Raw genomic sequence first — 26,054 nt, 5'->3', positions numbered from 1 at the left:
AGCGGAGCGGCACCGCGGCGCCGCTCCGGATGTCGATCAGAAACCGCTGATCGGCCGGACCTTCGATCCGTCGGTGAAGCGCGAGAACCGGAAATCCTTCGGATCGACCAGAGGCGTGCGGCCGATCACCAGATCGGCCATGAGGCGGCCGGCGGCCGGGCCGATGCCGAAACCGTGGCCGGAGAAGCCGGTCGCGATGTGGAAGCCGGGGATGGCGTCGACCGCCGAGATCACCGGCACGGCGTCGGGCGTCACGTCGATGTATCCGGCCCAGGCCTGCGCAGCCTTGGCGCCCTCGAACACCGGATAGGCTCGCTTCAGCGCCCGCATCGCCTTGTCGACGACCCGTTGCGACGGCGTCGGATCGAGCACGCGGCAGGCCTCGAAGGGCGATGCCCCGTCCATCGACCAGTCCCGCGACTGGCGCGCCTCCTCCAGGAAACGGGGACCGACGCGGAACGACAGCGATCGCCATTCCTGGGCGAAGGCGGGCAGAAAGGCGCGGGCGTAGCGGAAGGACTTGGGAACGATGTCGACGATGTTGGTCCGGCCGGACGCGACGGTGTAGCCGCCGTCCTGACGCTTGCGGAACGCGAAGTCGTCGTCCCACAGGGCGTAGTCCGGACCACCTTCGAAGGGTTCGGTGCGAATGACCGAGTTCATGACCTTGAGCTGGGGAAGGTCGATGCCGAACCGGCCGCAGAACAGGTTCGACCAGGCCCCGCCGGCGAGGACGACGGAACTGCAGGCGATGGACCCGCGTTCTGTGACGACGCCGCAGATGCGACCGCCCGCCGTCTCGATGCCGCGGACCGCGCATTCGGTGAGGATCGCCGCGCCGCGGTCGCGCGCCGCCTCGGCGATCGCCGGGGCCGCCTTCTGCGGCTCGGCGCGGCCGTCCATCGGGGCGTAGAGCGCCCCCTTGGTCTTCAGCCGGGTGCCGGGGTAGAGGGCCTCGAACTCCTTGGCGTCGAGCATCCGCATGCCGACCTGATAACGCGCGGCGTTCTGGTCGATCCAACGCTCCATCTCGGCGCGATAGGCGTCGGTGGCGCAGGAGAAGGCGATGCCGGACCGGGTGTAGCCGGTGTCGCGGCCGATCCGTTGATCGAGCCCCGCCCAGATCCGCAGCGCCTCGACCATCAGCGGCACTTCGCGCGGGTCGCGACGGGCGAGGCGGACCCAGCCCCAGTTGCGGCTCGATTGTTCCTGTCCGATGCCGCCCTTCTCGCAGAGGGCGACGACGAGGCCTGCCTCCGCGAGCTCGAGCGCAGTCGAGGTTCCGATGATGCCGCCGCCGATGACGACGACGTCGACCTTCTTCGGCAGGGCATCATCCCCCTTCACCGGGACGACCTGGGGACCGGGCATGTCAGAACGACTCCTCGAGCTGGCAGTTGACGGCGAACTCGGCGACGCTCGCCTCGTTCGGCAGATCCAAGAGCATGGCGACGACGCGGGCGAGATCGGCCGGGTTCGTCATCTCGTCGTCCGCCCGCGACGACAGGGTCCGCGCCATGTCGGTCGACACGAAGCCGGGACAGACGGCGGTGGCACGGATGCCGAGGTCCCAGCCGGTGTGGCGAATGCCGTGGGCGAGCGCGACGGCGGCGAATTTCGACAGCGAATAGAGCGACGCGGCGGACGACTTGACGCGCTTGCCGGACAGCGAGGCGATCACCACCACCCGCCCGCGCCCGGAGGCCCCGAGCGGCGCCCAGGCCGCCTTGGCGAGACGGCGCGGCGCCTTCACGTTGACGTCCATCATCGCGTCGAGGTCGGCGTCGTCGGCTTCGATCACCGTCTTCGGGATCATGATGCCGGCATTGGCGACGAGGGCGTCGACCGCCCCGAAGCGCGCGAGGGTCGCCGCGACCCAGGCCTCTTCTCCCGCCTCGCCCGCGTCGTAGGCGTGAACGAGCGTGCGGTCGGGATCGAGTTCGCCGGCGAGCGCCGGCCGGCGCATCCCCAGCGAGAGGCGCCACCCTCGTACGGAGAGCTCGCGGGCGATCGCGGCACCGATGCCGCGGTTCGCGCCCGAAATCATGGCGACACGCGCTTCCGTCATCACGTCTTCCTTTCCGATCGCGCTCAGCCGAGGCCGGCGATCCGGCGATAGGTCCGCCGCAGCATGTCGAGGAGCAGCTTCTTCTCCGCCTCGGGCACGCCTGCGAAGAAGTCTTCCGACTGTTTGGTGACCCGGGCGCGCACCTCCACGGCGAGCGCGGCGCCCTCGGGCGTGATGTGGAGTTCCTGGACCCGGCTGTCCTCGGCCGAGGTCTCCCGCCGCACCAGGCCGGCGTCGACCATCTGGTCGACGATCCGGCCCATGGCGGAGCGGTCCTTGAGCGTCAGCTGCGCCAGGTGGGAGGAGCGGATGCCGGGATGGGAATCGACCAGGAGCAGCGTCGAGATCTTGCCCGTCCCCTTCGCCACCTCGAGACCGTGCAGCCTCTCGTCGAGATCGCGGGACACGGCGATGTTGATCGAACGGATGTAGAAGCTCAGCGTTCCTTCCAGAACGTCGAGATCGATTTCGTCTATCGAGACTGGCGGCTTGTTCTTGTCGCTCATTTTGCTTCGGAGATTTCCAGGCACGAGTTTTCGTGGCACGCGAAGCGGGCTTCGCGTGAGTGAAGGCTGCACATCTGGGTACGTCTCTATGTAACAGTGCTTATAGTTTGCACGATGGTGGATATTTGCAACCATTTTTTCGACGCTGGCGAATAATTTTCAGCCACTGGAATATCTGCTCAATATTGCGCCATATGCACAGCACCCGTGCCGCTCGGATGAGCGACACGGGTGCTGCGAGGTCGACGGCGATCGTGGTTTCGAGGGGAGGGCCGTCTCAGGCGGCGGGCTCCCAGCGCCGCCCTGGAATGGCGGCGACGAGCTGGCGCGTATAGGGGTGTTCCGGCGCGAGGAAGATCTGGTCGGGGGTGCCGAGTTCGACCAGGCGACCGCGGTGCATGACCGCGATCTCGTCGGAAATCCGGCTGGCGACACGCAGGTCGTGGGTGATGAAGATCATCGACACGCCGGTCTCGCGCCGGATCTCGTCGAGCAGGTCGAGGATCTGGGCCTGGATCGACACGTCGAGCGCGGAGACGGACTCGTCGGCGACGAGCAGGACCGGATCGAGCATGAGCGCGCGGGCGATCCCGATCCTCTGGCGCTGGCCGCCGGAGAACTCGTGGGGGAACCGGTCGTAGCTGCCGGCCCCGAGCCCCACCCGCTCGAGCAGGCGCAGGGCCTTGGTGCGCGCCTCCTTCGGGCTGACGCCGTGGGCGACCGGCCCGGCGGTGAGGATCCGGCCGATCGTCTGCCGCGGATTGAGCGAGGCGAACGGATCCTGGAAGATCATCTGCACATAGGGGCGCAGCGCGCGGAACTCGTCTTCCGCCATGGCCGCGATGTCGCGTCCGTCGAAGAGGATGCGACCGGCATCCGCATCGATCAGCTTGAGCAGAACACGCCCCAGCGTCGACTTTCCCGAGCCGGACTCGCCGACGACCCCGAGCGTCCGGCCCTTTTCGAGCGAGAAGCCGACGTCGTCGAGCGCGCAGACCTCGCGGGAGCGGCCGAAGAGACCCTGCGAGACCCTGAACGTCTTGCGGAGCCCTTCGACCTCCAGCACCTTGACCCTGTGCGCCGAGGCCTCTTCGCGGCCCGTCTCCAGCCTGGGCACGGCGGCGATCAGGCGCTGCGTGTAGGGATGGCTCGGCGACGAGAGCACCTGCTCGGCCGGTCCGGCCTCGACCATCCGGCCCTTCTCCATCACCACGACGCGGTCGGCGATGTCGGCGACCACGCCGAAATCATGGGTGATGAACAGGACGCTCATGTTCTTGCGGCGCTGGATCTTGCGGATCAGCTCGAGGATCTGCGCCTGGGTCGTGACGTCGAGGGCGGTCGTCGGCTCGTCGGCGATCAGGACATCCGGATCGAGCGCCAGAGCCATGGCGATCATCACCCGTTGGCGTTGGCCGCCGGAGAGCCGGAACGGATATTGATGCCGGATCCGCTCCGGATCGGGCAGGCCGACCTCCTCGATCAGGGCCGTGACCCGGCCGGCGCGGCTCTCCGCCGTTCCCACCCCGTGGGCCTCCATGACCTCGGCGATCTGCCGGCCGATCGTCATCAGCGGATTGAGTGCGGAGAGCGGGTCCTGGAACACCATGCCGATCGAGCGCCCGCGCAGCTTCTGCAGCACGTCGTCCGCCTCGCCGACGAGATCGTGCCCCTGGAAGCGGATCGCGCCGCCGACGACGCTCATCGACTTCGGCAGAAGCCCCATGATCGCGGACGCCGTCACCGACTTGCCCGATCCGGACTCGCCGATGATGCAGAGGATCTCTCCGCTCTCGAGGTCGAAGGAGATGTCCTCGACCGCATGCCGGCGTTCCATCTCGCGCGGCAGCGCGACGGTCAGATTCTCGATCGACAGAACTGCGGATCGCGTCATGGACGATGTCTCCCTCTCTTCCGAAAGCGGCTTGCCGAACAGTCGGACGACCGGGTCTCCCGTCGACCGACCCGCGGAGCTTAGCAAGAACCCTGCCGCGCCCCGAAAGTCGGATCGGACCCGCAGGCGGAGGTCCCGGAGGCAGGAAGCCGGCTCCGGGACGGCCCTAGCCCCCGCGCGCCTTCTCTTCCGATCGACGCGAGGCCGCCGATCGGGGCTCTCGACCGGGCACGGCCCGAACCAGGTCGGCGACGTCGCCGTCGAAGACGACGATCCGGCGGATCTCCGGTGCCATGAAGGCCTTCATACCCTGGTGCGCCGGGCTCGTCTGGTAGGCGTCGTGGGCGGCCTCGTCGACGAAATGGGCGACGACGGCGTGGCTCAGCCCGTCGGCGCGCGAGGCTCGGTTCTCGCCGTAGGCGTAGCCGAGGACGCCGTCGCATTCGCGGCGGACGCGGTCGCACCATTGCTCGACCTCGGCGTGGAAGGCCGCGTCCGCCGCGATCTCCATCAGGACCACGTGCATGAACATCAGCCCCTCCCGCGGTTGGCGAGCGCGTTCCAGCCGCGGGCGGCGAGGCCGACCAGCCCTTCGCGGAACGACAGCACGCACAGGACGAAGATCACGCCCTGGGCGATGAACACCCAGGAGCCGAGCGGGGCGAGAAAGTTCTGCAGCGACACGAAGCCCGCGGCGCCGACGATCGGCCCGGCGAGCGTGCCGATGCCGCCGAGCAGCGTCATCAGCACGACCTCGCCGGAGGCGTGCCAATGGACGTCGGTGAGCGAGGCGACGCCGAAGACCAGCACCTTGAGGCTGCCGGCGAGGCCTGCGAGCGCCGCCGACATGACGAAGGCGGCGAGCTTGTAGCGGGCGACCGGAATGCCCAGCGACAACGCCCGCTGCTCGTCGTCGCGCACCGCGCGGATCGTCTCGCCGAAGGGCGACCGCAGGATCCGGAGGATCGCCGCATAGCCGAGCACGAAGACCGCCAGCACGAAATAGTACATGACATGGGCGTCCTCGAGCGGGACGAGGCCGAACAGGCGGCCGCGCGGCACGCTCTGCAATCCGTCCTCGCCGCCGGTGAAGCTCGCCTGCACGGCGACGAAGAAGACCACCTGCGACAGGGCGAGCGTGATCATCGAGAAGTAGATGCCGGTCCGCCGGATGGCGATCGCGCCGAAGACGAGGCCGAGACCGGCGCCCGCGAGGAGGCCGACGAGCAGCCCGAGCTCGGTCGAGAGCCCCCAGTTCTTCATCGCCCAGCCGGCCGCATAGGCCGCCGCGCCGAAATAGGCGGCGTGGCCGAAGGAGAGGAGGCCGACGTAGCCGAGCAGCAGGTTGAAGGCACCGGCGAAGAGCGCGAAGCACAGCACCTTGGCGAGATAGGTCGGATAGAGCAGATAGGGCGCGACGAGCGCCGCCACGACGACGGCGGCGACGAACCAGGTCCGCGCGCTCGGCGAGACGTCGAAGCCGCGCCGCGTCGCCTCCGCCGCGATCGCGTTCTGCGCCTGGATCTTGCGCCCGAAGAGGCCGGCCGGCCGCACCAGCAGCACGATCGCCATGATGACGAAGATCACGAAGTTGGAGGCTTCCGGCCACACCACCTTGGTCAGACCCTCGATCACGCCGAGGGCGAAGCCGCTGACGATCGCGCCGCCGATCGAGCCCATGCCGCCGATCACTACGACGGCGAAGACCACCACCACCAGATTGGAGCCCATCAGCGGGCTGACCTGATAGATCGGCGCGGCGACGACGCCGGCGAGGGCGGCGAGGGCGGTGCCCAGCGCGTAGGTGACGGTGATCCACAGCGGCACGTCGATGCCGAAGGCCTTGACCATGCCGGGGTTCTCGGTCGCGGCACGCAGCACCGCGCCGACCCGCGTCTTCTCCAGCACCAGCCAGACGGCGAGGCACATCACCAGCGAGAACACCACCGCCCAGGCGCGATACCACGGCAGGAACATGAAGCCGAGGCGGATGCCGCCGCGCAGCGCGTCCGGCATGGCGTAGGGCAGGCCCGACACGCCCCAGATCTGGCGCAGCGTGCCCTCGATGATCAGGGCGAGACCGAAGGTGAGCAGCAGCCCGTAGAGATGGTCCATCCGGTAGGTGCGGCGGATGACGGTCCGCTCCAGCACCACGGCGGCGATGCCGACCGCCAGCGGCGCGAGGATCAGCGCGCCCCAGTAGCCGATGCCGAAGTACGTCGCCAGGATCCAGGCGACGAAGGCGCCGAGGGCGTATTGGGCGCCGTGGGCGAAGTTGATGATGTTGAGCATGCCGAAGATCACGGCGAGGCCGAGCGACAGGGTCGCGTAGAAGGCGCCGTTGATCAGCCCGAGCAGCAGCTGGCCGGCCAAGGCGTTGGCAGGAATCCCGAACAGGTCGAACATGGAGGTTCCTTTCAGACGCCGAGGTGTCGTTCGAGCCGTCGCGCGTCGGCGCGGGCTTCGGACGGGGTCAGTTCGTCGACGATCACGCCGTGGTCCATGACGTACATGCGATCCGCGACCTCGGTGGCGAAGTGGAAGTTCTGCTCGACCAGCACGATGGTGAAGCCGCGCCGCTTCAGCGCGACGATCGCGTCGGCGATCTGGCGGACGATGACGGGCGCCAGCCCCTCGGTCGGCTCGTCGAAGATCAGCAGCTTGGCGCCGGTCCGCAGGATCCGGCCGATCGCCAGCATCTGCTGTTCGCCGCCGGAGAGATTGCCGCCGGACGAGCGGGCGCGTTCGATCAGGTTGGGAAAGAGCGTGTAGATCTCGTCGAGCGACAGGCCGCCCGGCGCGATCTGCGGCGGCAGCATCAGGTTCTCGGTGACGGTCAGGCTGCGGAACACCGCCCGTTCCTCCGGGCAGTAGCCGAGCCCGAGGCGGGGGATGCGATGGGCGGGAAGGCCGATCGTCTCGGTGCCGGCGAGGCGGATCGAGCCGGTGCGCCGATCCATCATCCCCATGACGGCGCGCAGCGTCGTCGTCTTGCCGGCACCGTTGCGGCCGAGCAGCGTGACGAGTTCGCCCTCGCCGACATGGAAGGTGACGCCGTGCAGGACGTGGGATTCGCCGTACCAGGCCTGGAGGTCGTCGATGGTCAGCATGGTCATGCCGTCACCTCGCGCCGTTCGCCCATGTAGGCGGTGATCACCCGGGCGTCGCTCGACACCTCGGCGTAGCTGCCCTCGGCGAGGACCGCGCCGCGCGCCAGCACGGTGATGCGGTCGCAGAGCCGGGCGACGACCGAGAGATTGTGCTCGACCATCAGCACGGTGCGGTCGACGGCGAGCCGCTGGACGAGCGAGGCGCAGCGTTCGATGTCCTCGCGCCCGAGGCCCGCCATCGGCTCGTCGAGGAGCAGCACCGCCGGCTCGAGCGCCAGCGTCATGGCGAGTTCGAGCGCCCGCTTGCGGCCGTAGGGCAGCAGCGCGGCGCGGGTTTCGGCGACGTCGCCGAGGCCGACCTCGTCGAGGAGCGCGCGGGCCGGTTCGTCGAGGGGCGCGAGCCGGGCAGGGCTCGCCCAGAACTGTGGCCCGAGGCCGTGTTTCTGCATCAATGCCATGCGCACGTTCTGCCGTGCGGTCATGCCGAGAAAGACGGAGGAGATCTGGAACGAGCGGATCAGGCCGCGCCGGGCGACGGCCTCCGGCCGCTCCCGCGTGATGTCGGCGCCGAAGAGCTCGATCCGGCCGGCGTCGGCGTCGAGAAAGCGCGTCAGCAGGTTGAAACAGGTGGTCTTGCCGGCGCCGTTGGGGCCGATCAGCGCGTGGATGGACCCGCGTCGGACGTCGAGCGAGACGCCGGCGACGGCACGGAAGCCGCCGAAACTGCGGACGAGATCGCGGCAGGAGAGGGCGATGGTCGATGTCTGGGCCATGGCGTCACATCCTCGCGAGCAGGCCGCCGTCGACGGCGACGACCTGACCGTTCACATAGGACGCCTCGTCGGATGCGAGGAAGGCGACGAGCGGCGCGACGTCGTCGGGCGTCGCCCAACGATCGACCGGCACCGCGGAGGCCATGAAGGCGGCGAAGTCCGGATTGGTCTGGAGCGCCGCGGTGAAGGAGGTCTTGACGAAGCCGGGCGCCACCGCGTTGCAGGTGATGCCGCGACCGCCGTATTCGACCGCCACCGCCCGGGTCAGCGCCGCCAGCGCGCCCTTGGCCGTCGCATAGGCGGAGATGTTGGGCATCGCCGCCTCGCCGGCGATCGACGCCATGACGACGACGCGGCCGTGGCCGCGCGCGATCATGTCGGGAAGGGCTGCGTGCATGCAGTTGAAGGCGCCGTCGACATGGACCGACTGCAGCGACCGCCATTCGGCCGGGCTGAGTTCGATCAGCGGTTTGCGCACCTGATTGCCGGCGTTGCAGACGAGGACGTCGACGACGTGCCCGCCGGCGGCGAGCGCGGCGAAGGTGGCCTCGACCGCGCCCGCGTCGGCGACGTCGAAGGGCGCCGGGACGGCGGTGATTCCCTCTTCGCCGAGCCGGGCGCAGGCCTCGGCACAGACTTCGGCGGCGAGGTCGTTGACGACGATGGTCGCCCCCTCAGAGCCCAGGCGCCGCGCGATCGCGAATCCCAGCCCACCGGCGCCTCCGGTGATCAGCGCGGTTCGGCCGACGAAGCGTGAGGCCCTCGTTCGGTTCTCCATGTGGCGGCTCCTCCGTGTTTTTCTTGACAGTAATCTCACCATACGCGATTGTCCGTATGTCGCCAATAGTGAGATTATTGATCGGGAGGAGAGAATGGCGCTCGAAACACCCGGCCTGGTGGGTACCGCCGCGCTCGGACCGCTCGCGTCGCGCTTCATCGAGGTCGACGCGCTGCCGTGGAAGCCGACCCCCGTCGCCGGGGTCGACATGAAGATTCTCGTTCAGGACAAGGAGACCGGGCTGCTGACGGCATTGTTCCGTTGGGAGCCGGGCACCGAACTGCCGCTGCACGAGCACGTCGAGATCGAACAGACCTGGGTCCTCTCCGGCTCGATCGTCGACGACGAGGGCGAGGTCGGTCCGGGCCAGTTCGTCTGGCGCCCCGCCGGTAATCGCCACATCGCCCGCGCGCCCAACGGCGCGCTCGTCCTGTGCTTCTTCCTGAAGCCCAACCGCTTCATCGAAGCCTTCGGTGGCGCCACGCTCGAGTGAGCCGCGCCGTCCCCGCATCTCGACGACAAGACGACAAGACCGAAAACGGTCGACACGGGAGGAAGTCATGACGAAATGCTCCACCGCCCTCGCGGCGCTCGCCTTCGCGCTGTCGACGGGGGCGGCCTCGGCCCAGGTCGGCGACGACGTGGTCCGCATCGGCGTGCTCAACGACCAGTCCGGCATGATGGCCGACCTGTCCGGCTCGCTCGCCGTCGACGCCGTGCGCATGGCGATCGAGGACTTCGGCGGCAAGGTGCTCGGCAAGCCGATCGAGGTCGTCTCCGCCGACCACCAGAACAAGGTCGACGTCGGTCTGGCGACCGCCCGCAAGTGGTACGAGCAGGGCGGCGTCGACATGATCCTCGACGTGCCGAACTCGGCCATCGCGCTGGCGGTCCAGGACCTGACCCGCAAGATGGACAAGGTGGCGATCTTCACCTCGGCCGGCACCTCGGATCTGACCGGCAAGAGCTGCTCGCCGAACGGCATCCATTGGACCTACGACACCTATGCCTACGCCTCGGCCGTGGCCTCGGGCATGGTCGCCGACGGCGGCAAGACCTGGTTCTTCGTCACCTCCGACTACGCCTTCGGCCACGCCCTCGAGCGTGACGCGAGCGCGGTGGTCAAGGCGCGCGGCGGTGAGGTGCTCGGCTCGGTGCGCCACCCGATCGCCAGCGCCGACTTCTCGTCCTATCTGCTCCAGGCGCAGGCCTCGAAGGCGCAGGTGATCGGCCTGGCCAACGGCAGCGGCGACACGGTGAACAGCATCAAGCAGGCGCGCGAGTTCGGCATCGGTGGCGACGACGGCCAGCGCATCGCCGCGCTCTACATGGCGATCACCGACGTCCACTCGATCGGCCTCGAGGCGGCGCAGGGCGTCAACCTCGTCGGCGCCTTCTACTGGGATCAGACCGACGCCACGCGGGCGTGGTCGGAGCGCTTCTACAAGCGCAACGGCAAGATGCCGTCGATGATCCACGCCAGCGACTACGCCGCTACCATGCACTATCTGAAGGCGATCGCCGCGGTCGGCACCGACGCCGCCGGACCGGTCATGGCGAAGATGAAGGCGACGCCGATCGACGACTTCATGACCAAGGGCGGCAAGATCCGCGAGGACGGCCGCGTGCTGCGCGACCTCTACCTCTACCGGGTCAAGAAGCCGAGCGAGTCCAAGCGTCCCTGGGACTACTATCACGTGCTCCGCACGATCCCGGCCGAAGAGGCCTTCCGTCCGCTCGCCGCCGGCGGCTGCCCACTGGTGGCCAAATGACGACGGGCGATCTCCTGAACGGCCGACGCGTGGTCGTCTCGGGCGCGGCGCACCCGGCCGGTATCGGCCGGGCGATCGCCGAGACCTTCGCCCGCCACGGTGCCCGCGTGGTCTGTCTCGACATGGCGGCGCCCGACGGCGTCGCCGACCTCGCAGACGGTCTCGACTACGCCGTCTGCGACGTGACGTCGGAGGCCGACTGTGCCGCCGCCATCGCAGCGGCGGCCGAGCGGCTCGGCGGGCTCGACACGCTGGTCAACAACGCCGGCATCGTCGGGGCGATCCGCCTCGACGATCTCCGCGAGGCGGACTTCCAGCGGATGATCGACGTCAACCTGACCGGCACCTACCGCCTGACGCGCGCCGCGCTGCCCTTCCTCGAGAAGGCGGGCGGGGCGGCGATCGTCAACATGGCGTCGATGTCGGCCTCGCGCGGCGGCGGCCTCCTCGGCGGCTCGCACTATGCCGCCTCGAAGGGCGGCCTGATCAGCTTCACCAAGGCGCTGGCGCGTGAACTGGGGCCGCGCGGCATCCGGGTCAACGCCGTCGCTCCGGGCATCGTCTCGACGCCGATGACGATCGGGCGCTTCCCGCCGGGACAGGAGGAGGCGTTGCGCGCGGCGATCCCGCTCGGACGCTTCGCCACGCCCGACGACGTCGCCGGCGCGGCGTTGTATCTCGCCAGCGGGCTTTCGGCGTATTGCACCGGAATCGTCTTGGAGGTGAATGGCGGGTATCACATACACTGACGACGGACGAAGGGTTCGACGGTGACGGAACGCAAGGACAAGACCGAAGCGGGTGAGGGCGCCGGCAGCAGCCTCGAGCGCATGCTGGCCATTCTCGACCTCTTCGACGACGGCTCCATGGTGGTGACGGCTGACGACGTGGTGCGCGCCTTCGGCTGTTCGCGCGCCACCGCCTATCGCCATCTGAAGTGTCTCGCCGACGCGGGTCTGTTGAGCGTCTCCTACCAGGAGGGCTACGGCGTCGGCCCGCGCGTCGCCGAACTCGACCGCCTGCTGCGCCTGCACGACCCGCTGGTCGGCGTCGCCCGCGCGATCATGCGCGAGACGACCGATGCGACCGGCCTCAACCTGATGCTCTGCGGCTTCTACCGCGACAAGGTGATGTGCCTGCACACCGAGTGGAGCAACCCCGACGTCCATTCGAGCTATGAGCGCGGCCGTCCGATGCCGATGTTCCTCGGCGCCACGGCGAAGGCGATCCTCGCCCATCTGACGCCCTATCAGCAGCGCAACCTGATGCTGCGCAAGCGCGACGAGATCACCGCCGCCGGGCTCGGCGACGACTGGGACGCCTTCCGCGCCAATCTCCTGCGGCTCCGCCGCGAGGAGGTGATCGTCACCCACGGCGAGATCGACCCCGGTCTGGTCGGCGTCGGCGCACCGATCTTCGCCTCGGAGCGTCGCGTCGCCGGCAGTCTCGTCGCCATCGTCGCCGACGACGCCGCGAAGGGCGCGGCGCTCCAGACCATCCGCGAGACCGTCGGCACCGCCTCGCGCCGCATCTCCGATCTGCTCAGCGCCGAACGCAGCGCCAAGTGAGACGGGGCCCGCGGGCCTCGGTCTCGGTCGCCGGCGACGACCGAGACGTCGTCGTCAGGACCGGGCGCCCAGTAGCTGGCGATAGCGGATCTGGTCGGCGACCACGGCGGCGACCAGGAGGAGGCCGATCAGCACCATCTGCATGTAGGAGCCGATCTGGGCGAGGTTCATGCCGTTCTGCACCAGGACGATGAAGAAGGCGCCGAGGACGACGTTCTCGACCCGCCCCATGCCGCCGCGCAGCGACACGCCGCCGATGACGCAGGCCGCGATCGACTCGAGCGCGATGGTGCCGCCGAGGTTCGATTCTCCCGATTCCACCCGCGCCGTCAGCAACAGGCCGGCGATCGAGGCGAGGAACGAGCACAGGCAGTAGGCGACGATCAGCGTCCGCGTCACGTCGATGCCGGAGAGGCGCGCCGCTTTCGGGTTGCCACCGATCGCCAGGATGTGACGCCCGACCCGGCCGCGCTGGACGAAGACCCAGACCGCCGCGATGCAGACGATCGCCACCAGCACCGGCACCGGCAGCCCGAGGACCCGGCCGAAGCCGAAGGTGTCGGCGAACTCCGGCGGCAGGCCGGAGATCGGCACGCCGCCGGTCAGGAACAGCGAGACGCCGGCGCCGATCGACTGCACGCCGAGCGTCATGATGAAGGGCGACACGCCGAACTTCGCGACGCCGACGCCGTTGACGATGCCGAGCACCAGCGCCGCGGCGATACCGGCGAGCGCGCCGAGGACAATCGCCACGCCGACCGCGTCCGGAAAGAAGGCCGCGACCCGGACCATCACCATCGCCGAGACCACCGAGGTCAGGGCGATCGCCGTGCCGACCGCGAGGTCGAAGCCGGCGGTCATCAGCACCAGCATCTGCCCGAGCGACACCAGGATCAGATAGACCGACTGCCGCGCGACGTTGACGAGATTGTCGATCCCGAGGAACTGCGGCGAGGCGAGCGAGAAGACGACGAGCGCGATCGCCAGGAAGAAGGGCAGCACGCCGACGGCCAGGAACAGGCTGCGCACCGGTGCGATCAGGGACGGTCCCAGCGGCGGGCGGTCATCGATGATGGGGCTCATGCGGGGGTCCTTTCGTCGAAGAAATGGCGCAGCACTTCGGTCTCCGAGATCGCGTCGCCCTCGAGTTCCGCGGTGATGCGGCCGTCGGCGAAGACCAGCAGGCGATGCGACAGGTTCATCACCTCGTTGAGGTCGGAGGAGACGACGATCACCGCCTTGCCGGCGCGGACGAGGCCGTCGATCAGCCGGTAGAGCTGGGCGCGGGTGCCCATGTCGACGCCGACGGTCGGTTCGTCGAAGACATAGACGTCGAAGTCGCGGCCGAGCCCCTTGCCGAACAGCACCTTCTGCTGGTTGCCGCCGGAGAGTTGCGAGACGAGGCGCGGCAGATGGCTACGGGCGACTTCGACCCGATCGGCGATGGCGCGTGCGAGGCGGCGGGCCGAGCCGATCGACACCAGACCGGCCGGACGCGCGACCTCTTCCGCGTCGAGCAGGCCGAAGACCAGATTGTCCTCGACCGAGGCGGCGAGCTGCAGCCCGTCCTCCTTGCGGTCGGGGGGAAGGTAGTGGAGGCCTGCCTCGACCAGATCGGCGACCGAGCCGGCGGAGACGTCGCGTTCGCCGAGGGCGATGCGGCCGGCCTTCTTCGGCACGAGGCCGAGCACCGCCTGCCACAGTTCCGACTTGCCGGAGCCGACGAGACCCGCCATGCCGAGCACTTCGCCGGTCCGCGCGGTGAAGGAGACGCCGTCGATCGAGCGGGCGACGAGCCCTTCGACTTCGAGCCGCACGGCACCCGGATGGCGCGGGATGTCGGGATAGATCTCGCCGACGGCGCGACCGGCCATCAGCTCGAGCAGGGTTTCCTCGGTCACGCCCGCCGCCGGCACGGTGGCGCAGAGGCGGCCGTCGCGCAGCACGGTGATGCGGTCGGCGATGCGGGCGAACTCGTGGATGCGGTGCGAGATGTAGACGATGCCGATGTCGCGCGCCTTCAGCGCCTCGACCACCGCGAAGAGGTGATCGGTCTCCTTGTCGGAGAGCGAGGCGGTCGGCTCGTCGAGGATCAGCACCGAGAGGTCCGAGCGCAGCGACTTGGCGATCTCCACCATCTGCTGCTCGGCCCGCGACAGGCCGGCGACCACCGCGTCGGGGTCGATGGCGAAGTCGAGCCGGGCGAGCAGTTCGACGGCGCGGCTGCGCTGCGCGGCGCGGTCGACGAAGGGGCCGGTGCCCAACTCGTCGCCGAGGAACATGTTCTCGGCCACCGTCAGGGTCGGCACCAGCGAGAATTCCTGGAAGACGGCGGAGATGCCGGCGGCGCGCGCGTCGCGGACCGAGGCGAAGGCGACCGGTTCGCCGTCGCGCAGCACCGTGCCGTCGCTCGGCGTGGTGACGCCGGCGAGGATCGAGATCAGCGTCGACTTGCCGGCGCCGTTCTCGCCGAAGAGGACGTGCACCTCTCCGGGCCGGACGGAGAAGTCGACGCCGTCGAGCGCCACCACGCCGGGCCAGCGTTTGGTCAGTCGGAGCACTTCCACCAGCGGCGGGCGGCCGAAGTCGGTCATCGTCGTCTCCCGGGGCGTGGTCGAAAGGGGGCGGCCGGCGCCGGGCGGCGCCGGCCGGAGGGGCGGATCAGTCGACCTTGAAGACCGGCTGGAACGACTTCGGCGGCAGGATGTTCTCGCGGGCCACCGACTTGATCGAGGCGGCGTCGACCGCGAAGATCTTCGGGCCGACGTGCTTGACGACTTCCTTGCCCTCCAGGATGCGCACCGCCTGATCGATGGCGATACGGCCCTGGATGACCATGCTGTCGGCCGGGGCGGCGGTGATGAAGCCGCGCTCGATGCCTTCGTAGACGCCGGGCGTCATGTAGAAGGCGAGGAGGCCGAGCTTGCCCTTGAGGCCGCGCTCGCGCACCAGACCCTGAGCGGCCTCGGCGGTCACGGCGGTGCCGGCGACATAGGCGATGTCGGGGTTCGACTGCAGCACGTCCTCGACCAGCTTCAGCTGGGCTTCCTTGCCGGTGTCGCCGTACTTCGGATCGAGCACGGTGAGCGCCGAGCCCTTGGTCGCCTCGAGGAAGCCCTTGTTGGCCGCCTCGACCCAGCCGGCGCCGGCCGGGCCAGGGAACCAGCCGACCTTGGCGGGCTTGCCGCCGGCCGGATGCAGCTTGGCGAGATAGGCGCCGGTCTGGAAGCCCATCGTGTAGAAGGAGACGAGTGACTTCGCCGCCACGTCGGGCGAGTTGATGCCGTTGACCAGATCGACGACCGGTACGTTCTTCTTCTTCAGCTCGCCCACCACCGAGGCGAGACCGTCGGCGGAGATGGCGCCGATCGCCACCGCCTGGGCGCCGTTGGCGACGCAGTCTTCGATCTGCGAGATCTGCTTGGCGAGTTCGGTGTAGCCGCCGGCCTCGACGACGACGAGCTTGACGCCGAGGCGCTTGGCCTCCTCGACGACGCCGTAGTCGACGCCGAGCCAATAGGCGTCCTTCATGTGCGGGAAGGAGACACAGATCTTCCAGGGCTTCGAGGCCTTGGCGAGCGGCTCGTAGGAGGTCGGCTCGGCCTTGCCGTCGGCGGCGAAGGGCGGGACGACCTTCTCGGCCGGGTAGGGGAACCAGGGCGCGTCGGCGGCGCGCACCAGCGTGGCGGAGGCGAGGGTCGCCGCGAGGGACGCGGCCATCAGAGACGGAATGCGACGCATGGTTCCGGTATCCTCTCGGTTGCTGGCGAGCAGAGGGGAGGGTTCGGAGAAGCCGTCGGCTTCTCCGTCTTGCGGTCTGGGATGGGGAAGGCGGACCTTCCGGGAGGCGACGAGGGACGCGACCTCAGGCGAGGGCGCGGCGGATCTCGTCGAGCGCTCCGCGTCGGTCACGGCGGGCGGCGAGCGCCGCCGTCATGTCGACGGGAACGAAGCGGGTCTGGGTGTTGGGCTGCAGCTGGCCGATCAGGTCCATGTCGGCGGAGATCACCGTGCCGATCATGAAGTAGCCGCCGCCCGACACCGCGTCGCGATGGAGCACGATCGGCTCGAGACCGCCGGGGATCTGGATCGAGCCGTAGGGATAGCAGCAGTCGACCACGTTGGAGGGGTCCGAGCCCGCGCCGAAGGGCGGATCGCGATCGACGAAGCTCATCTTGCGGCCGCCGCGGAAGCGATAGCCGATGCGGTCGGCCTCCGGCGCCACCTTCCAGGTGTCGGCGAAGACGGTCTCGCCGGCCTCCTCGGTCAGGCGGTGCCAGTAGAGCCCGGGGATCATGCGCAGCTCCGCCGTCTTCGGCAGCGGCCGGCGCAGTTCGGGGGCGAGGCTGCGCCCCTCGGCGACCGTCTTGTCCGGTGTGCCGATCGGCAGGACGTCGCCGGCCTCGAGCTTGCGGCCCTGATGGCCGCCGAGCGCGCCGAGCGGGTAGGTCGAGCGGCTGCCGAGCACCACCGGCACGTCGATGCCGCCGGCGACCGCCAGATAGGCCCGCGCTCCCGCCTTGAGGAAGTCGAAGCTCAGCGTCTCGCCGGCTTCGACGCGGAAGGCGGTCCAGGTCGGGCGCGCCGCGCCGTCGACCTTCGGCGGCAGTTCGGCGCCGGTCACCGCGACGAGGGCGGCTTCCGTGAACCGCAGCTCCGGTCCGAGGAAGGTGATCTCCAGCGTCGCCGCCCCTTCGTCGTTGCCGACGAGGAGGTTGGCAGCACGCAGCGACTGCCGGTCCATCGCGCCCGAGACCGGGATGCCGAGATGGTACCAACCGGGGCGACCGAGGTCCTGGACCGTGGTCGAAAGGCCGGGTTTGACGACCGCGATGGTCATTGCAGCGCCTCCTGGAGCTTGGCGGTGGTGGCGGCGGGATCGGCGTGGAAGGCGTCGAGCGAGAAGGTGACCGGCCGGATCAGCGGGTGGTAGCGACCGGCGTCGACCTCGGCCACGGCCTGGTCGTATTCCTCGCGGCCGACCGAGCGGAACTGCACGATGTCGCCCGGCAGGAAGAAGGTCATCATCTCCTTGAGATAGCCGATCTCCTGCTTGGGGTCGTAGATCGGCATCGGGGTGATGCCGAACATCTGGTAGCCGCCGGCGCCGCGCACCGAATAGATGCAGCCGAAGCAGCCGCCGTGACCGACGGTGAGGCGCGGCGTGTCGGTGCGGGGGCGCAGATACTTCGGCACCTCGATCTGTTTGGCGCGCTCGACCATCTGGTACATGAACGGCAGACCGGCGACGAAGCCGACCATCGACACGAACCACGGCGCGCCGGAATGGGCGGCGACGAACTCCGGCACGCCGGCGTAGCCGTTGATCGCGGCGGCATATTCGAGATCGGTCTTACTCGGGTCCTGATGGCGCTCGCGGAAGCGCATCAGCGTCTCGTGCGTCCACGGGTCGTCGTAGAAGACCGGGATCTCGACGATGCGCGTCTTCAGCACGTGGTCGGACTTCTCGGCCGCCGCCTCCAGCGCCTTCACCTCGGCAAAGAGGTCGTCGGGGGCGATGAGATCGGGGTCGAACTTCACCTGCATCGAGGCGTTGGCCGGGCAGATCTCGGTGACGCCGCGAATGCCGGCCTCCTTGACCGCGTTGCACATCGACAGGCTCTTGAAGAAGGCGTCGAGCGACATGGCTTCGTCGATCTCGACGAAGAGATGCTCGTCGCCTCCGAAGGAGTAACGCGTCTTCATGGGTCTCTCCTCAGGCGTCGGCGGGGGCGACCGGATTGGCGGCGAGCCAGCCTTCCAGCCAACGGGTGTGGACGTCGTGGGCGGCGACGCCGGCATCGGCGGCGAGAGCCCGGTGCAGCGGAATGGTGGTCGCCACGCCCTCCACCCGCAGATCGGCGAGGGCGGCGGCCATGCGCGTGCGGGCCTCGTCGCGGCTGGCGCCGTGGACGATCAGCTTGCCGAGCAGGCTGTCGTAGAAGGGCGGCACCGCGTAGCCCTCGTAGAGGTGGCTGTCGAAGCGCACGTGCGCCGCCTCGGGGACGGCGAGCCCGGTCACCACGCCCGGCGAGGGGGCGAAGTCGCGCGATGCGTCCTCGGCGTTGATGCGGCACTCGATGGCGTGGCCGGTGAGCCCGATCGTCGCCTGGTGGAGGGAGAGCGGCGCGCCGCCGGCGACCCGGATCTGCTCGGCGACGAGGTCGACGCCGGTGATCATCTCGGTGACGGGATGCTCGACCTGGATGCGGGTGTTCATCTCAATGAAGAAGAACTCGCCGGTCGCCTCGTCCCAGAGATACTCGAGCGTGCCGGCGCCGCGATAGCCGACGGATTCGGCGAGCCGCACCGCGGAGGCGCAGAGGGCTGCGCGCGTCTCGGGGCTCAGGCAGGCGGCCGGCGCCTCCTCCCACACCTTCTGGCGGCGACGCTGGAGCGAGCATTCGCGTTCGAAGAGATGGACCGAGCGGCTGCCGTCGCCGAGGATCTGGACCTCGATGTGGCGGGCGCGGCCGATGAAGCGCTCGAGATAGAGCCCGCCGTCGCCGAAGGCGGTGGTCGCCTCGAGGGTCGCCTGCGGGATCTGCTCGGCGAGCTCGGCGGCGTCGCGGGCGACGCGGATGCCGCGACCACCACCGCCGGCGGCGGCCTTGATCATCACCGGCCAGCCGATCGTCCCGGCGACCCGCAGCGCTTCGGCGAGCCCGTCGACGCGGCCGTCGCTGCCGGGCACCGTCGGCACGCCGGCGGCGGCGGCGATGGCGCGGGCGGTGGCCTTGTCGCCCATCTTGCGGATGGTGTCGGCGGAGGGGCCGACGAAGATCAGCCCGGCCGCCTCGACGGCCTCGGCGAAGTCGGCGTTCTCCGACAGGAAGCCGTAGCCGGGGTGGATCGCGTCGGCGCCGGTCTTCTTCGCCGCCTCGATCAGCAGCTCGGGACGCAGATAGGACTTGGTCGCCTGGGCCGGTCCGATCTCGATCACCTCGTCGGCGAGACGGGCGGCGAGCATGTCGCGGTCGGCCTTGCTCACCGCCTGGACGGTGGCGATGCCGAGGCTCTTGGCGGCACGGACGATCCGGACCGCGATCTCACCGCGGTTGGCGACGAGGAGACGCTCGATCGGCATGGGCTTGTCCTCAGACGTCGAGATCGTAGAGGGGGAAGCCGGCCATCACCGCGTCTTCGTTCTCGACGTGGAAGGCGGCGATCTTGCCGGCGACTTCGGCGACGACCGGGGTGAAGGTCTTCATCACCTCGATCAGGCCGATGGTCTCGCCGGCGGCGACGGCGTCGCCCTCCTGCTTGAAGGCCGGTTGGCCGGGGGCGGGGGTCCGGTAGAAGATGCCTGGGATGGGGGCGAGGATCGTCTCGATGGTCATGGTCTTCTCCTGGTCTCTGCCGTCGGTTCAGCCCTGGATCGCGGGCGGCGCGATGCGGATTTCGGCGGCCACCAGCGCGGCGCGCAGCGCCTCGCCGATCGCCAGGGCGCCGGGCGTGTCGGAATGGAAACAGACGGAGTCGAAGTCGATGTCGATCACGTCGCCCTCCACCGTCTCGACCTTGCCGTCGACGCAGGCGCGCAGCACCTTGTCGGCGAGGCGCTGCGGATCGAGGGTGCCGACGCGGCGGGTGAAGACGATCGAGCCGGACCGGTCGTAGTCGCGATCGGCATAGAACTCGCGCACCGTCGGATGACCGGCCGAGCGGGCGACCTCGCAGGTGACCGAGGAGGCCATGCAGTAGAGCGCCATGTCGGGGGCGGTGCGGCGCAGCATGTCGACCAACGTCCGCGAGAAGGCCTCGTCGCGGGCGGCGTGCATGTAGAGGGCGCCGTGCGGCTTGACGTGCTGGAGGCGCAGGTCGTGGCGGCGGGCGAATTCGCGCAGCGCCCCGACCTGATAGACGATGTCGTTGACCAGTTCCTCGGCGCTGGCGCCGATGAAGCGGCGGCCGAAGCCGAGCAGGTCGCGGAAGCCGGGGTGGGCGCCGACGCCGACGCCGAACTCCTTGGCGAGACGGACGGTGCGGTCCATCAGGTTGGGGTCGCCGGCGTGGAAGCCCGTGGCGATGTTGGCCGAGCTGATCAGCGGCATCAACGCGGCATCCGCGGTGTCGCCGAGCGTCCAGTGACCGAAGCTCTCGCCCATGTCGCAATTCACGTCGATGATCGTCTTGGTTGGCACTGCGGCACTCTCCCGAGATGTCTTCGTCGGTCGGCTCGACGTCGTCGGCTCGATTTCGCCGACCGCGCGTCTTCCGTCCTTGGAAAACGCTAGCAGCGGCCCCGGAATTTGGAATTATTGTTTTTGGAACACGCTAATTCGAAAAATCAGAATGCTGCACAGGCTTTGGCTGTGACCAAGTCATTGAAAATATGAGGTCATCCTTGTGGGTGCCTGGAAATTGAGCTTCGATTTTCGATTTTCTCGTATCTGACGATCTGATTTTCGGATATCCCATGCTCGAAAGTGGAGCACGCGGTCGATGAGCTTCTCCATCCGTCAGTTGAAGTATTTCGTCGCCACCGCCGAATTGGGGCAGGTCTCCCAGGCGGCGGTGGGGCTGTCGATCTCACAGTCGGCGGTGACGACGGCGATCAAGGAGCTCGAGCAGACGCTCGGCACCGACCTGTTCCGACGCTCCTCGGTCGGCATGGAACTGACCGACACCGGGCGGCGCTTCCTCGAACAGGCCTACGACATCCTCGCCAAGATCGACGAGGCGATGTCCCTGCGGGTGCCCCATCGCGAGGTGCGCGGCACGCTGACGGTGGCGGCGACCTACACCGTCATCGGTTACTTCCTGCCGGCCCATCTCGAGCGCCTCGAGCGGCTGCACCCGGAGTTGAAGCTGCAACTCTTCGAGACCAACCGCGAGGCGATCGAGGAGGGGTTGCTCACCAACCGTTACGACATCGCGGTGCTGCTGACCTCGAACGTCGCCAATCCGGAACTGGTCTCCGAGACGCTCCATTCCTCGATCCGGCGGCTTTGGATGGCGGCGCGCCATCCGCTGACCCAGCTCTCGACCGTCAGCCTCGAGCGCATCTCGGCCGAGCCCTACGTCATGCTGACGGTCGACGAGGCCGCCTACTCGTCGCTCAAGTACTGGAACCGCGCGCAGGCCCAGCCCAACGTCATCCTGCGCACCTCCTCGGTCGAGGCGGTGCGTTCGATGGTGGCGAACGGGCGCGGCGTGGCGATCCTGTCGGACCTCGTCCACCGGCCGTGGTCGCTCGAGGGCAAGCGGATCGAGACGCGGTTGCTCTCCGACCCGGTGCCGTCGATGGACGTCGGTCTGGCGTGGAAGCGATCGGCCGAGATCACCCCGGCGATGGCGACCTTCCGCGACTACTTCCGCCAGGTCTTCCAGACCCCGCGCGCCGACCATCGGCTCTGACGAGCGGGCTCGGGCGAGGTTCCGCCCTCGGGCCGCCAGTTCGCCGAGTGCGTCGACGAGCGAGCCGAGGCCGCTCGAGCGCAGGGCGCGGAAGGGTAGGGCGCGCCGCTCGCACAGGCGCTTGACGCAGTCGACCGGGAAGACGACGGCACGGTGATCGCGCATGGCGATCCTCCGCGCCGCCGGTTTCGTCGTCACTTGATGGTTTCGGCCGCCTTCTTGACGAAGCGATCGTCGAAGGTCTTCGGCAGATCGATGGTCTGGCCGGCGAAGGCCGCCGGTTCGGTCGTCTCGAGGAACTTCAGCGTCGAGGTCATACCCTCGGCCGGCACGATGCCGGTCTTGGAATAGGTCGGCAGCGAGGCCTTCACCGACGTCAGATAGAGCGCCTTGTCGCCGAGCCAGTAGTCCTCGGGAACCGCGGCGGCGATCTCTTCCGGCGTCGCCTTCTCGATCCACTTCAGCGTCTTCCAGAAGGCGTTGGTGAGCGCCTGCACGGTGTTCGGGTTGGCCTCGGCGAAGTCGGCCTTGACGTAGAGCACCGCCGCCGGATTGGTGCCGCCGAAGACGGCGCGGGTGCCTTCCTCGGTGCGGGTGTCGACGAGGATCTTCACCGCGCCGTCGGCCTGGAGCTTGGAGATCACCGGGTCGAGATGGGCGACCGCGTCGACCGCGCCGTTCTCGAGTGCGGCCACCGCCGAGGCACCGCCGCCGACGCCGACGAAGGCGACGTCGTCGGCCGTCAGCCCCGCCTTGGCGAGCTGGTAGACCGTGGTCAGGTGGGTCGAGGAACCCGGCGCGGTGACGCCGATCTTCATGCCCTTGAGGTCGGCGATGGTCTTGACCTTGTCGGCCTTGGCCTTCGAGACGGCCCAGACGATGCCGGGGAAGCGGCCGAGCTCGATCACCGCGGTGATCTTCTGGCCCTTCTGCTGCATGCGGATCGTGTGCTCGTAGGCGCCCGTGACCGCGTCGACCGAGCCGCCGACCAACGCCTGCAACGCCTTGGCGCCGCCGCCGAAGTCGTTGATCGTGACGTCGAGCCCCTCGGCCTTGAAGTAGCCGAGCCGGTCGGCGAGCGTCAGCGGCAGATAGTAGAGCAGCGGCTTGCCGCCGACGCCGATCTCGAGCTTCGGCTTCTCCGGCGTGCCGGCGACGGCGGGGGCGAGGCTCGCGCCCAGCAGGGCGAGGCCGACGGCCAGGATTCTCGTGAGGCGTTTCATCGCGTCTTCTCCCTTTTCGTTGGTTCGATCAGTCCTGTCCCGGCGCCTGTTGCGGGCGCCACACCAGCAGTCGGTTCTCGAGGCGCGTCACGCCCCAGTCGATCACCAGCACGAAGGCGGCGAGCACGAACATGCCGGCGAAGACCCCGGCGATGTCGAAGACGCCCTCGGCCTGATGGATCAGATAGCCGAGCCCCGCAGACGAGCCGAGATATTCGCCGACCACGGCGCCGACCAGCGCGAAGCCGACGGAGGTGTGGAGCGAGGAGAACATCCACGACAGGGCGGAAGGCCAGTAGACGTGGCGGAACAGCTGGCGCTCGTTCATGCCCATCAGTCGCGCGTTGGCGAGCACCACCGGGCTCACCTCCTTGACGCCCTGATAGACGTTGAAGAAGACGATGAAGAACACCAGAGTCACGCCCAGCGCCACCTTCGACCAGATGCCGAGGCCGAGCCACAGCATGAAGATCGGCGCCAGCACGACGCGGGGGAGCGCGTTGGCCATCTTCAGCCACGGATCGAAGACCGCGGCGACCGTCGGCTTGCGGGCGAACCAGAAGCCGAAGACGATGCCGCTCGCCGCGCCGATGCCGAAGGCGAGCGCCGTCTCGAGCAGCGTCACCCCGAGGTGGCGCCAGACGAGGCCGGTGGCGAACATCCTGACGATCCGCGAGAAGACGTCGGCAGGCGTCGAGAAGAAGAAGGGCGGCAACAGCGTGACGCCGAAGATCTTCGTCGACGAGCCGACCCACCAGAAGCCGACGGCGACGACGCCGACGAGGATCTGCAGGGCGAGGAGCTTCCACCGGTTCATGCGCTGGCCTCCCCGTAGGTCTTGATCACTTCGGCCTTGAGCTCGCTCCAGATCGCCTTGTGGATCTCGTGGAAGCGCGGATCGAGCCGGATGTCGGCGGCGTCCCGCGGTCGGGCGAGGTCGATCCGGTGATCGCCGACGATGGTCGAGGCGGGGCCGGCCGACATGATCACCACCCGATCGGCGAGCGCGATCGCCTCCTCGAGGTCGTGGGTGACGAAGAGCACCGCCTTGCGGTCGGTCGCCCACAGGTCGAGCAGCAGATTGCCCATGATCTGCCGGGTCTGGGCGTCGAGCGGCCCGAAGGGCTCGTCCATCAGCAGGATCTTCGGGTGACGGATCAGCACCTGGGCGAGGCCGACGCGCTTCCTCTGGCCGCCCGACAACTCGTGCGGATAGCGGTCGACGAAACGCGACAGGCCGACCCGGCCGAGCCAGGTACGCGCCTCCGCCTCGGCCTCGGCATGCGACCGTCCGGCGACCTCGAGCCCGAGCGCGACGTTCTCGAGCGCCGTCTTCCACGGCATCACCGCGTCCTGCTGGAAGAGATATCCGGCATCGCGGCAGAGGCCCGTGATCCGCCGGCCGAGCACCTCGACGGTGCCCGAGGCGGGCTTCAGCAGGCCTGCGACGGCGTTGAGGAGCGTGGATTTGCCGCAGCCGGTCGGGCCGACGATCGCCACGAACTCGCTCTCGGCGACGGCGAGATCGGTCGGCGCCACCGCCTCGTAGACCCGGTTGCCCTTCATCGGGAAGGCGATGCCGACACCGTCGAGGCGGATGGCGGTCGGACCGGCCGTCGCGACGGCGGGCGTGTCGGGCGGGGACATGTCGCGGCTCCGAAAGACCCCGATTCGACTGGACCGGGGGCGACGGACGGGGCATCCGTCGCTCGTGAAGGGGCGTTACTTTCCCCATCCGTCCCGGGCCGGTCAAGGTCGACACTCGGCCGAGATGCCTCCCGTCGCGCGCCGTTCAGCAGGCGAACGGGTCGTCCGGCGACGCTGGGGAAAACCGCGGCGTCATCCGCCCCAGCGCGCCGACGCGGATGCCGCGCCGAGCTCGGGCGGCGTCAGGCGGACCGGCACGCGGCGACCGTCGACCCGGTAGGGCGGGGCGAGAACCCAGCGCGAGGCGCCGTCGGCCGCGCCGCGGTCTTCGACCATGCCGGCGGTGCGGGTGCGCTCCGAGGTCAGCGACTGGTGGAGGCCGAGCACCTCGCCCGCCGGGATGCCGGCCTCGCCGAGCGCCGCGAGCAGTTCGGCGCGGCTGCGGCTGCGGAGTTCCCGCTCGAGCTCGGGCAGCAGTGCGGCGCGATTGCGGGCGCGGTCGATGTTGGTGGCGAAGCGCGGGTCCTTCGCCAGATCCGGCCGCCCGATGACGATCGAACAGAAGCGCTCGTACTGGGCATTGTTGCCGACCGTGACGACGACCGGGCCGTCGGCCGCCTCGAAGACGCCGTAGGGCACGATCGAGGGATGGGCATTGCCGTAACGCGCCGGGTCCTTGCCCTGCACCAGCGCTTCCAGCCCGTAGTAGGAGGTCAGCGCCACGCCGCAGTCGTAGAGCGCGAGATCGACCCTGCCGCCGCGCCCGGTCCGCTCGCGGCGGAAGAGGGCGGCCAGCACCGCCTGCGCCGCGTATTGGCCGGTGAAGAGGTCGACGGCGGCGACGCCGAACTTCAGCGGCGGCCGCTCGGCCTCTCCGTTCAGCGCCATCAACCCGGCCTCGCCCTGCACCAGCAGGTCGTAACCCGGCCGTTCGGCCTCGGGGCCGGGGCCGTAGCCGGCGATCGAGCAATAGACCAGCTGCGGATTCTCCCGCGCGAGGTCGTCGTAGCCGAGACCGAGCCGCTCGGCGCCGCCGGTCTTGAAGTTCTGCACCACCACGTCGGCCTCGCGGGCGAGCGCCCGCACCTGTGCCAGACCCTCGGGCGTGCCGAGATCGATGCCGATCGAGCGCTTGTTGCGGTTGACCGCGTCGAAGTAGGACGTCGTCGTGCCGCCGGTGCGCAGACCCCAGTCGCGGGTGTCGTCGCCGCGGGCGGGATGCTCGACCTTGATCACGTCGGCGCCGAGATCGCCCAGCACCTGGGCGCACCAGGGGCCGGCGAGAATGCGCGAGAGATCGAGCACGCGCACGCCGGAAAGCGGCAGGTCGAGGTCGGTGGATGCGGTCATCGGCA

General features: G+C 69.1%; 26 protein-coding genes and 1 pseudogene. 5 read left to right on the top strand and 22 right to left on the bottom strand.

Annotated features, from left to right (window positions below; all coding sequences use genetic code 11):
• Window positions 1–36 precede the first annotated feature (36 nt).
• The 10 genes and pseudogenes from ACT53U_RS17490 to ACT53U_RS17445 all read right to left on the bottom strand — a co-directional run bounded on the left by ACT53U_RS17490 (window position 37) and on the right by ACT53U_RS17445 (window position 9,129).
• The gene (locus ACT53U_RS17490) at window positions 37–1,371 is read right to left on the bottom strand and encodes an NAD(P)/FAD-dependent oxidoreductase (protein ID WP_476157083.1); all 1,335 of its coding nucleotides are present in this window, start codon (window positions 1,369–1,371) and stop codon (window positions 37–39) included.
• Window position 1,372: 1 nt separating this feature from the next.
• On the bottom strand, window positions 1,373–2,068 hold the full coding sequence (locus ACT53U_RS17485) for an SDR family NAD(P)-dependent oxidoreductase (protein WP_476157082.1): 696 nt from the start codon (window positions 2,066–2,068) through the stop codon (window positions 1,373–1,375).
• 23 nt (window positions 2,069–2,091) lie between these two features.
• Window positions 2,092–2,574, bottom strand: coding sequence for a MarR family winged helix-turn-helix transcriptional regulator (locus ACT53U_RS17480; RefSeq protein WP_476157081.1), 483 nt, complete (start codon window positions 2,572–2,574; stop codon window positions 2,092–2,094).
• A gap of 277 nt (window positions 2,575–2,851) precedes the next feature.
• Window positions 2,852–4,468 carry an ABC transporter ATP-binding protein gene (locus ACT53U_RS17475; RefSeq protein WP_476157080.1) on the bottom strand — a complete coding sequence of 539 codons (1,617 nt, stop codon included), beginning with the start codon at window positions 4,466–4,468 and terminating at the stop codon, window positions 2,852–2,854.
• 166 nt (window positions 4,469–4,634) lie between these two features.
• The gene (locus ACT53U_RS17470; RefSeq protein ID WP_476157079.1) at window positions 4,635–5,000 is read right to left on the bottom strand and encodes a Dabb family protein; all 366 of its coding nucleotides are present in this window, start codon (window positions 4,998–5,000) and stop codon (window positions 4,635–4,637) included.
• Window positions 5,000–5,848: a branched-chain amino acid ABC transporter permease gene (locus ACT53U_RS17465; RefSeq protein WP_476157148.1), complete on the bottom strand. Its 849-nt coding sequence runs from the start codon at window positions 5,846–5,848 to the stop codon at window positions 5,000–5,002. The genes ACT53U_RS17470 and ACT53U_RS17465 overlap by 1 nt, the downstream gene beginning before the upstream one ends.
• A 147-nt stretch (window positions 5,849–5,995) precedes the next feature.
• Window positions 5,996–6,874, bottom strand: a pseudogene (locus tag ACT53U_RS17460) (branched-chain amino acid ABC transporter permease); the annotation flags it as partial.
• A gap of 11 nt (window positions 6,875–6,885) precedes the next feature.
• A complete protein-coding gene (locus tag ACT53U_RS17455; RefSeq protein WP_476157078.1) occupies window positions 6,886–7,584 on the bottom strand; it encodes an ABC transporter ATP-binding protein in 699 nt (232 codons plus the stop codon).
• Complete coding sequence (locus tag ACT53U_RS17450) at window positions 7,581–8,351, bottom strand: ABC transporter ATP-binding protein (RefSeq protein ID WP_476157077.1); 771 nt, start codon at window positions 8,349–8,351, stop codon at window positions 7,581–7,583. The genes ACT53U_RS17455 and ACT53U_RS17450 overlap by 4 nt, the downstream gene beginning before the upstream one ends.
• 4 nt (window positions 8,352–8,355) lie before the next feature.
• Entirely contained in the window at window positions 8,356–9,129 is a 774-nt protein-coding gene (locus tag ACT53U_RS17445; protein ID WP_476157076.1) for an SDR family NAD(P)-dependent oxidoreductase, read from the bottom strand.
• A gap of 94 nt (window positions 9,130–9,223) precedes the next feature.
• Here ACT53U_RS17445 and ACT53U_RS17440 point away from each other — a divergent pair, with 94 nt between their 5' ends.
• The 4 genes from ACT53U_RS17440 to ACT53U_RS17425 all read left to right on the top strand — a co-directional run bounded on the left by ACT53U_RS17440 (window position 9,224) and on the right by ACT53U_RS17425 (window position 12,469).
• The gene (locus tag ACT53U_RS17440) at window positions 9,224–9,622 is read left to right on the top strand and encodes a cupin domain-containing protein (protein ID WP_476157075.1); all 399 of its coding nucleotides are present in this window, start codon (window positions 9,224–9,226) and stop codon (window positions 9,620–9,622) included.
• A gap of 67 nt (window positions 9,623–9,689) precedes the next feature.
• On the top strand, window positions 9,690–10,901 hold the full coding sequence (locus tag ACT53U_RS17435; protein ID WP_476157074.1) for an ABC transporter substrate-binding protein: 1,212 nt from the start codon (window positions 9,690–9,692) through the stop codon (window positions 10,899–10,901).
• The gene (locus tag ACT53U_RS17430) at window positions 10,898–11,650 is read left to right on the top strand and encodes an SDR family NAD(P)-dependent oxidoreductase (protein WP_476157073.1); all 753 of its coding nucleotides are present in this window, start codon (window positions 10,898–10,900) and stop codon (window positions 11,648–11,650) included. Before ACT53U_RS17435 ends, ACT53U_RS17430 begins: the two co-directional genes overlap by 4 nt.
• A 21-nt stretch (window positions 11,651–11,671) precedes the next feature.
• Entirely contained in the window at window positions 11,672–12,469 is a 798-nt protein-coding gene (locus ACT53U_RS17425; protein WP_476157072.1) for an IclR family transcriptional regulator, read from the top strand.
• 54 nt (window positions 12,470–12,523) lie between these two features.
• Here the strand turns inward: ACT53U_RS17425 and ACT53U_RS17420 are convergent, their stop codons facing one another.
• The 8 genes from ACT53U_RS17420 to ACT53U_RS17385 all read right to left on the bottom strand — a co-directional run bounded on the left by ACT53U_RS17420 (window position 12,524) and on the right by ACT53U_RS17385 (window position 20,613).
• Complete coding sequence (locus ACT53U_RS17420) at window positions 12,524–13,552, bottom strand: ABC transporter permease (RefSeq protein WP_476157071.1); 1,029 nt, start codon at window positions 13,550–13,552, stop codon at window positions 12,524–12,526.
• Window positions 13,549–15,063, bottom strand: coding sequence for a sugar ABC transporter ATP-binding protein (locus tag ACT53U_RS17415; RefSeq protein WP_476157070.1), 1,515 nt, complete (start codon window positions 15,061–15,063; stop codon window positions 13,549–13,551). Before ACT53U_RS17415 ends, ACT53U_RS17420 begins: the two co-directional genes overlap by 4 nt.
• A 67-nt stretch (window positions 15,064–15,130) precedes the next feature.
• Complete coding sequence (gene torT, locus ACT53U_RS17410) at window positions 15,131–16,210, bottom strand: TMAO reductase system periplasmic protein TorT (RefSeq protein ID WP_476157069.1); 1,080 nt, start codon at window positions 16,208–16,210, stop codon at window positions 15,131–15,133.
• Window positions 16,211–16,334: 124 nt separating this feature from the next.
• The gene (locus ACT53U_RS17405) at window positions 16,335–17,309 is read right to left on the bottom strand and encodes a 5-oxoprolinase subunit C family protein (protein ID WP_476157068.1); all 975 of its coding nucleotides are present in this window, start codon (window positions 17,307–17,309) and stop codon (window positions 16,335–16,337) included.
• Window positions 17,306–18,175 (bottom strand): 5-oxoprolinase subunit B family protein, encoded by an 870-nt coding sequence (locus ACT53U_RS17400; RefSeq protein WP_476157067.1) that lies wholly within the window; start codon window positions 18,173–18,175, stop codon window positions 17,306–17,308. Before ACT53U_RS17400 ends, ACT53U_RS17405 begins: the two co-directional genes overlap by 4 nt.
• A 10-nt stretch (window positions 18,176–18,185) precedes the next feature.
• On the bottom strand, window positions 18,186–19,556 hold the full coding sequence (locus tag ACT53U_RS17395) for an acetyl-CoA carboxylase biotin carboxylase subunit (protein ID WP_476157066.1): 1,371 nt from the start codon (window positions 19,554–19,556) through the stop codon (window positions 18,186–18,188).
• A 10-nt stretch (window positions 19,557–19,566) separates the two neighbouring features.
• The gene (locus ACT53U_RS17390) at window positions 19,567–19,809 is read right to left on the bottom strand and encodes an acetyl-CoA carboxylase (protein WP_476157065.1); all 243 of its coding nucleotides are present in this window, start codon (window positions 19,807–19,809) and stop codon (window positions 19,567–19,569) included.
• Window positions 19,810–19,836: 27 nt separating this feature from the next.
• The gene (locus ACT53U_RS17385; protein ID WP_476157064.1) at window positions 19,837–20,613 is read right to left on the bottom strand and encodes a 5-oxoprolinase subunit PxpA; all 777 of its coding nucleotides are present in this window, start codon (window positions 20,611–20,613) and stop codon (window positions 19,837–19,839) included.
• Between the two features lie 301 nt (window positions 20,614–20,914).
• Between ACT53U_RS17385 and ACT53U_RS17380 the strand changes: the two genes are divergently transcribed.
• Window positions 20,915–21,829: a LysR family transcriptional regulator gene (locus ACT53U_RS17380; protein ID WP_476157063.1), complete on the top strand. Its 915-nt coding sequence runs from the start codon at window positions 20,915–20,917 to the stop codon at window positions 21,827–21,829.
• Between the two features lie 194 nt (window positions 21,830–22,023).
• Here ACT53U_RS17380 and ACT53U_RS17375 read toward each other — a convergent pair whose 3' ends face one another.
• The 4 genes from ACT53U_RS17375 to ACT53U_RS17360 form a co-directional block, all read right to left on the bottom strand.
• On the bottom strand, window positions 22,024–23,052 hold the full coding sequence (locus tag ACT53U_RS17375) for an ABC transporter substrate-binding protein (protein WP_476157062.1): 1,029 nt from the start codon (window positions 23,050–23,052) through the stop codon (window positions 22,024–22,026).
• Between the two features lie 28 nt (window positions 23,053–23,080).
• Window positions 23,081–23,869: an ABC transporter permease gene (locus ACT53U_RS17370; RefSeq protein WP_476157061.1), complete on the bottom strand. Its 789-nt coding sequence runs from the start codon at window positions 23,867–23,869 to the stop codon at window positions 23,081–23,083.
• Window positions 23,866–24,699 (bottom strand): ABC transporter ATP-binding protein, encoded by an 834-nt coding sequence (locus ACT53U_RS17365; RefSeq protein WP_476157060.1) that lies wholly within the window; start codon window positions 24,697–24,699, stop codon window positions 23,866–23,868. Before ACT53U_RS17365 ends, ACT53U_RS17370 begins: the two co-directional genes overlap by 4 nt.
• A 192-nt stretch (window positions 24,700–24,891) precedes the next feature.
• Window positions 24,892–26,049 carry a CaiB/BaiF CoA transferase family protein gene (locus ACT53U_RS17360; protein ID WP_476157059.1) on the bottom strand — a complete coding sequence of 386 codons (1,158 nt, stop codon included), beginning with the start codon at window positions 26,047–26,049 and terminating at the stop codon, window positions 24,892–24,894.
• Window positions 26,050–26,054: the final 5 nt, after the last annotated feature.

The sequence above is a fragment of the Pinisolibacter sp. DMC19 genome, assembly GCF_056313985.1.
The sequence above is the reverse complement of the archived record's forward strand: the minus strand, read 5'-3'. Positions and strand labels throughout refer to the sequence as shown.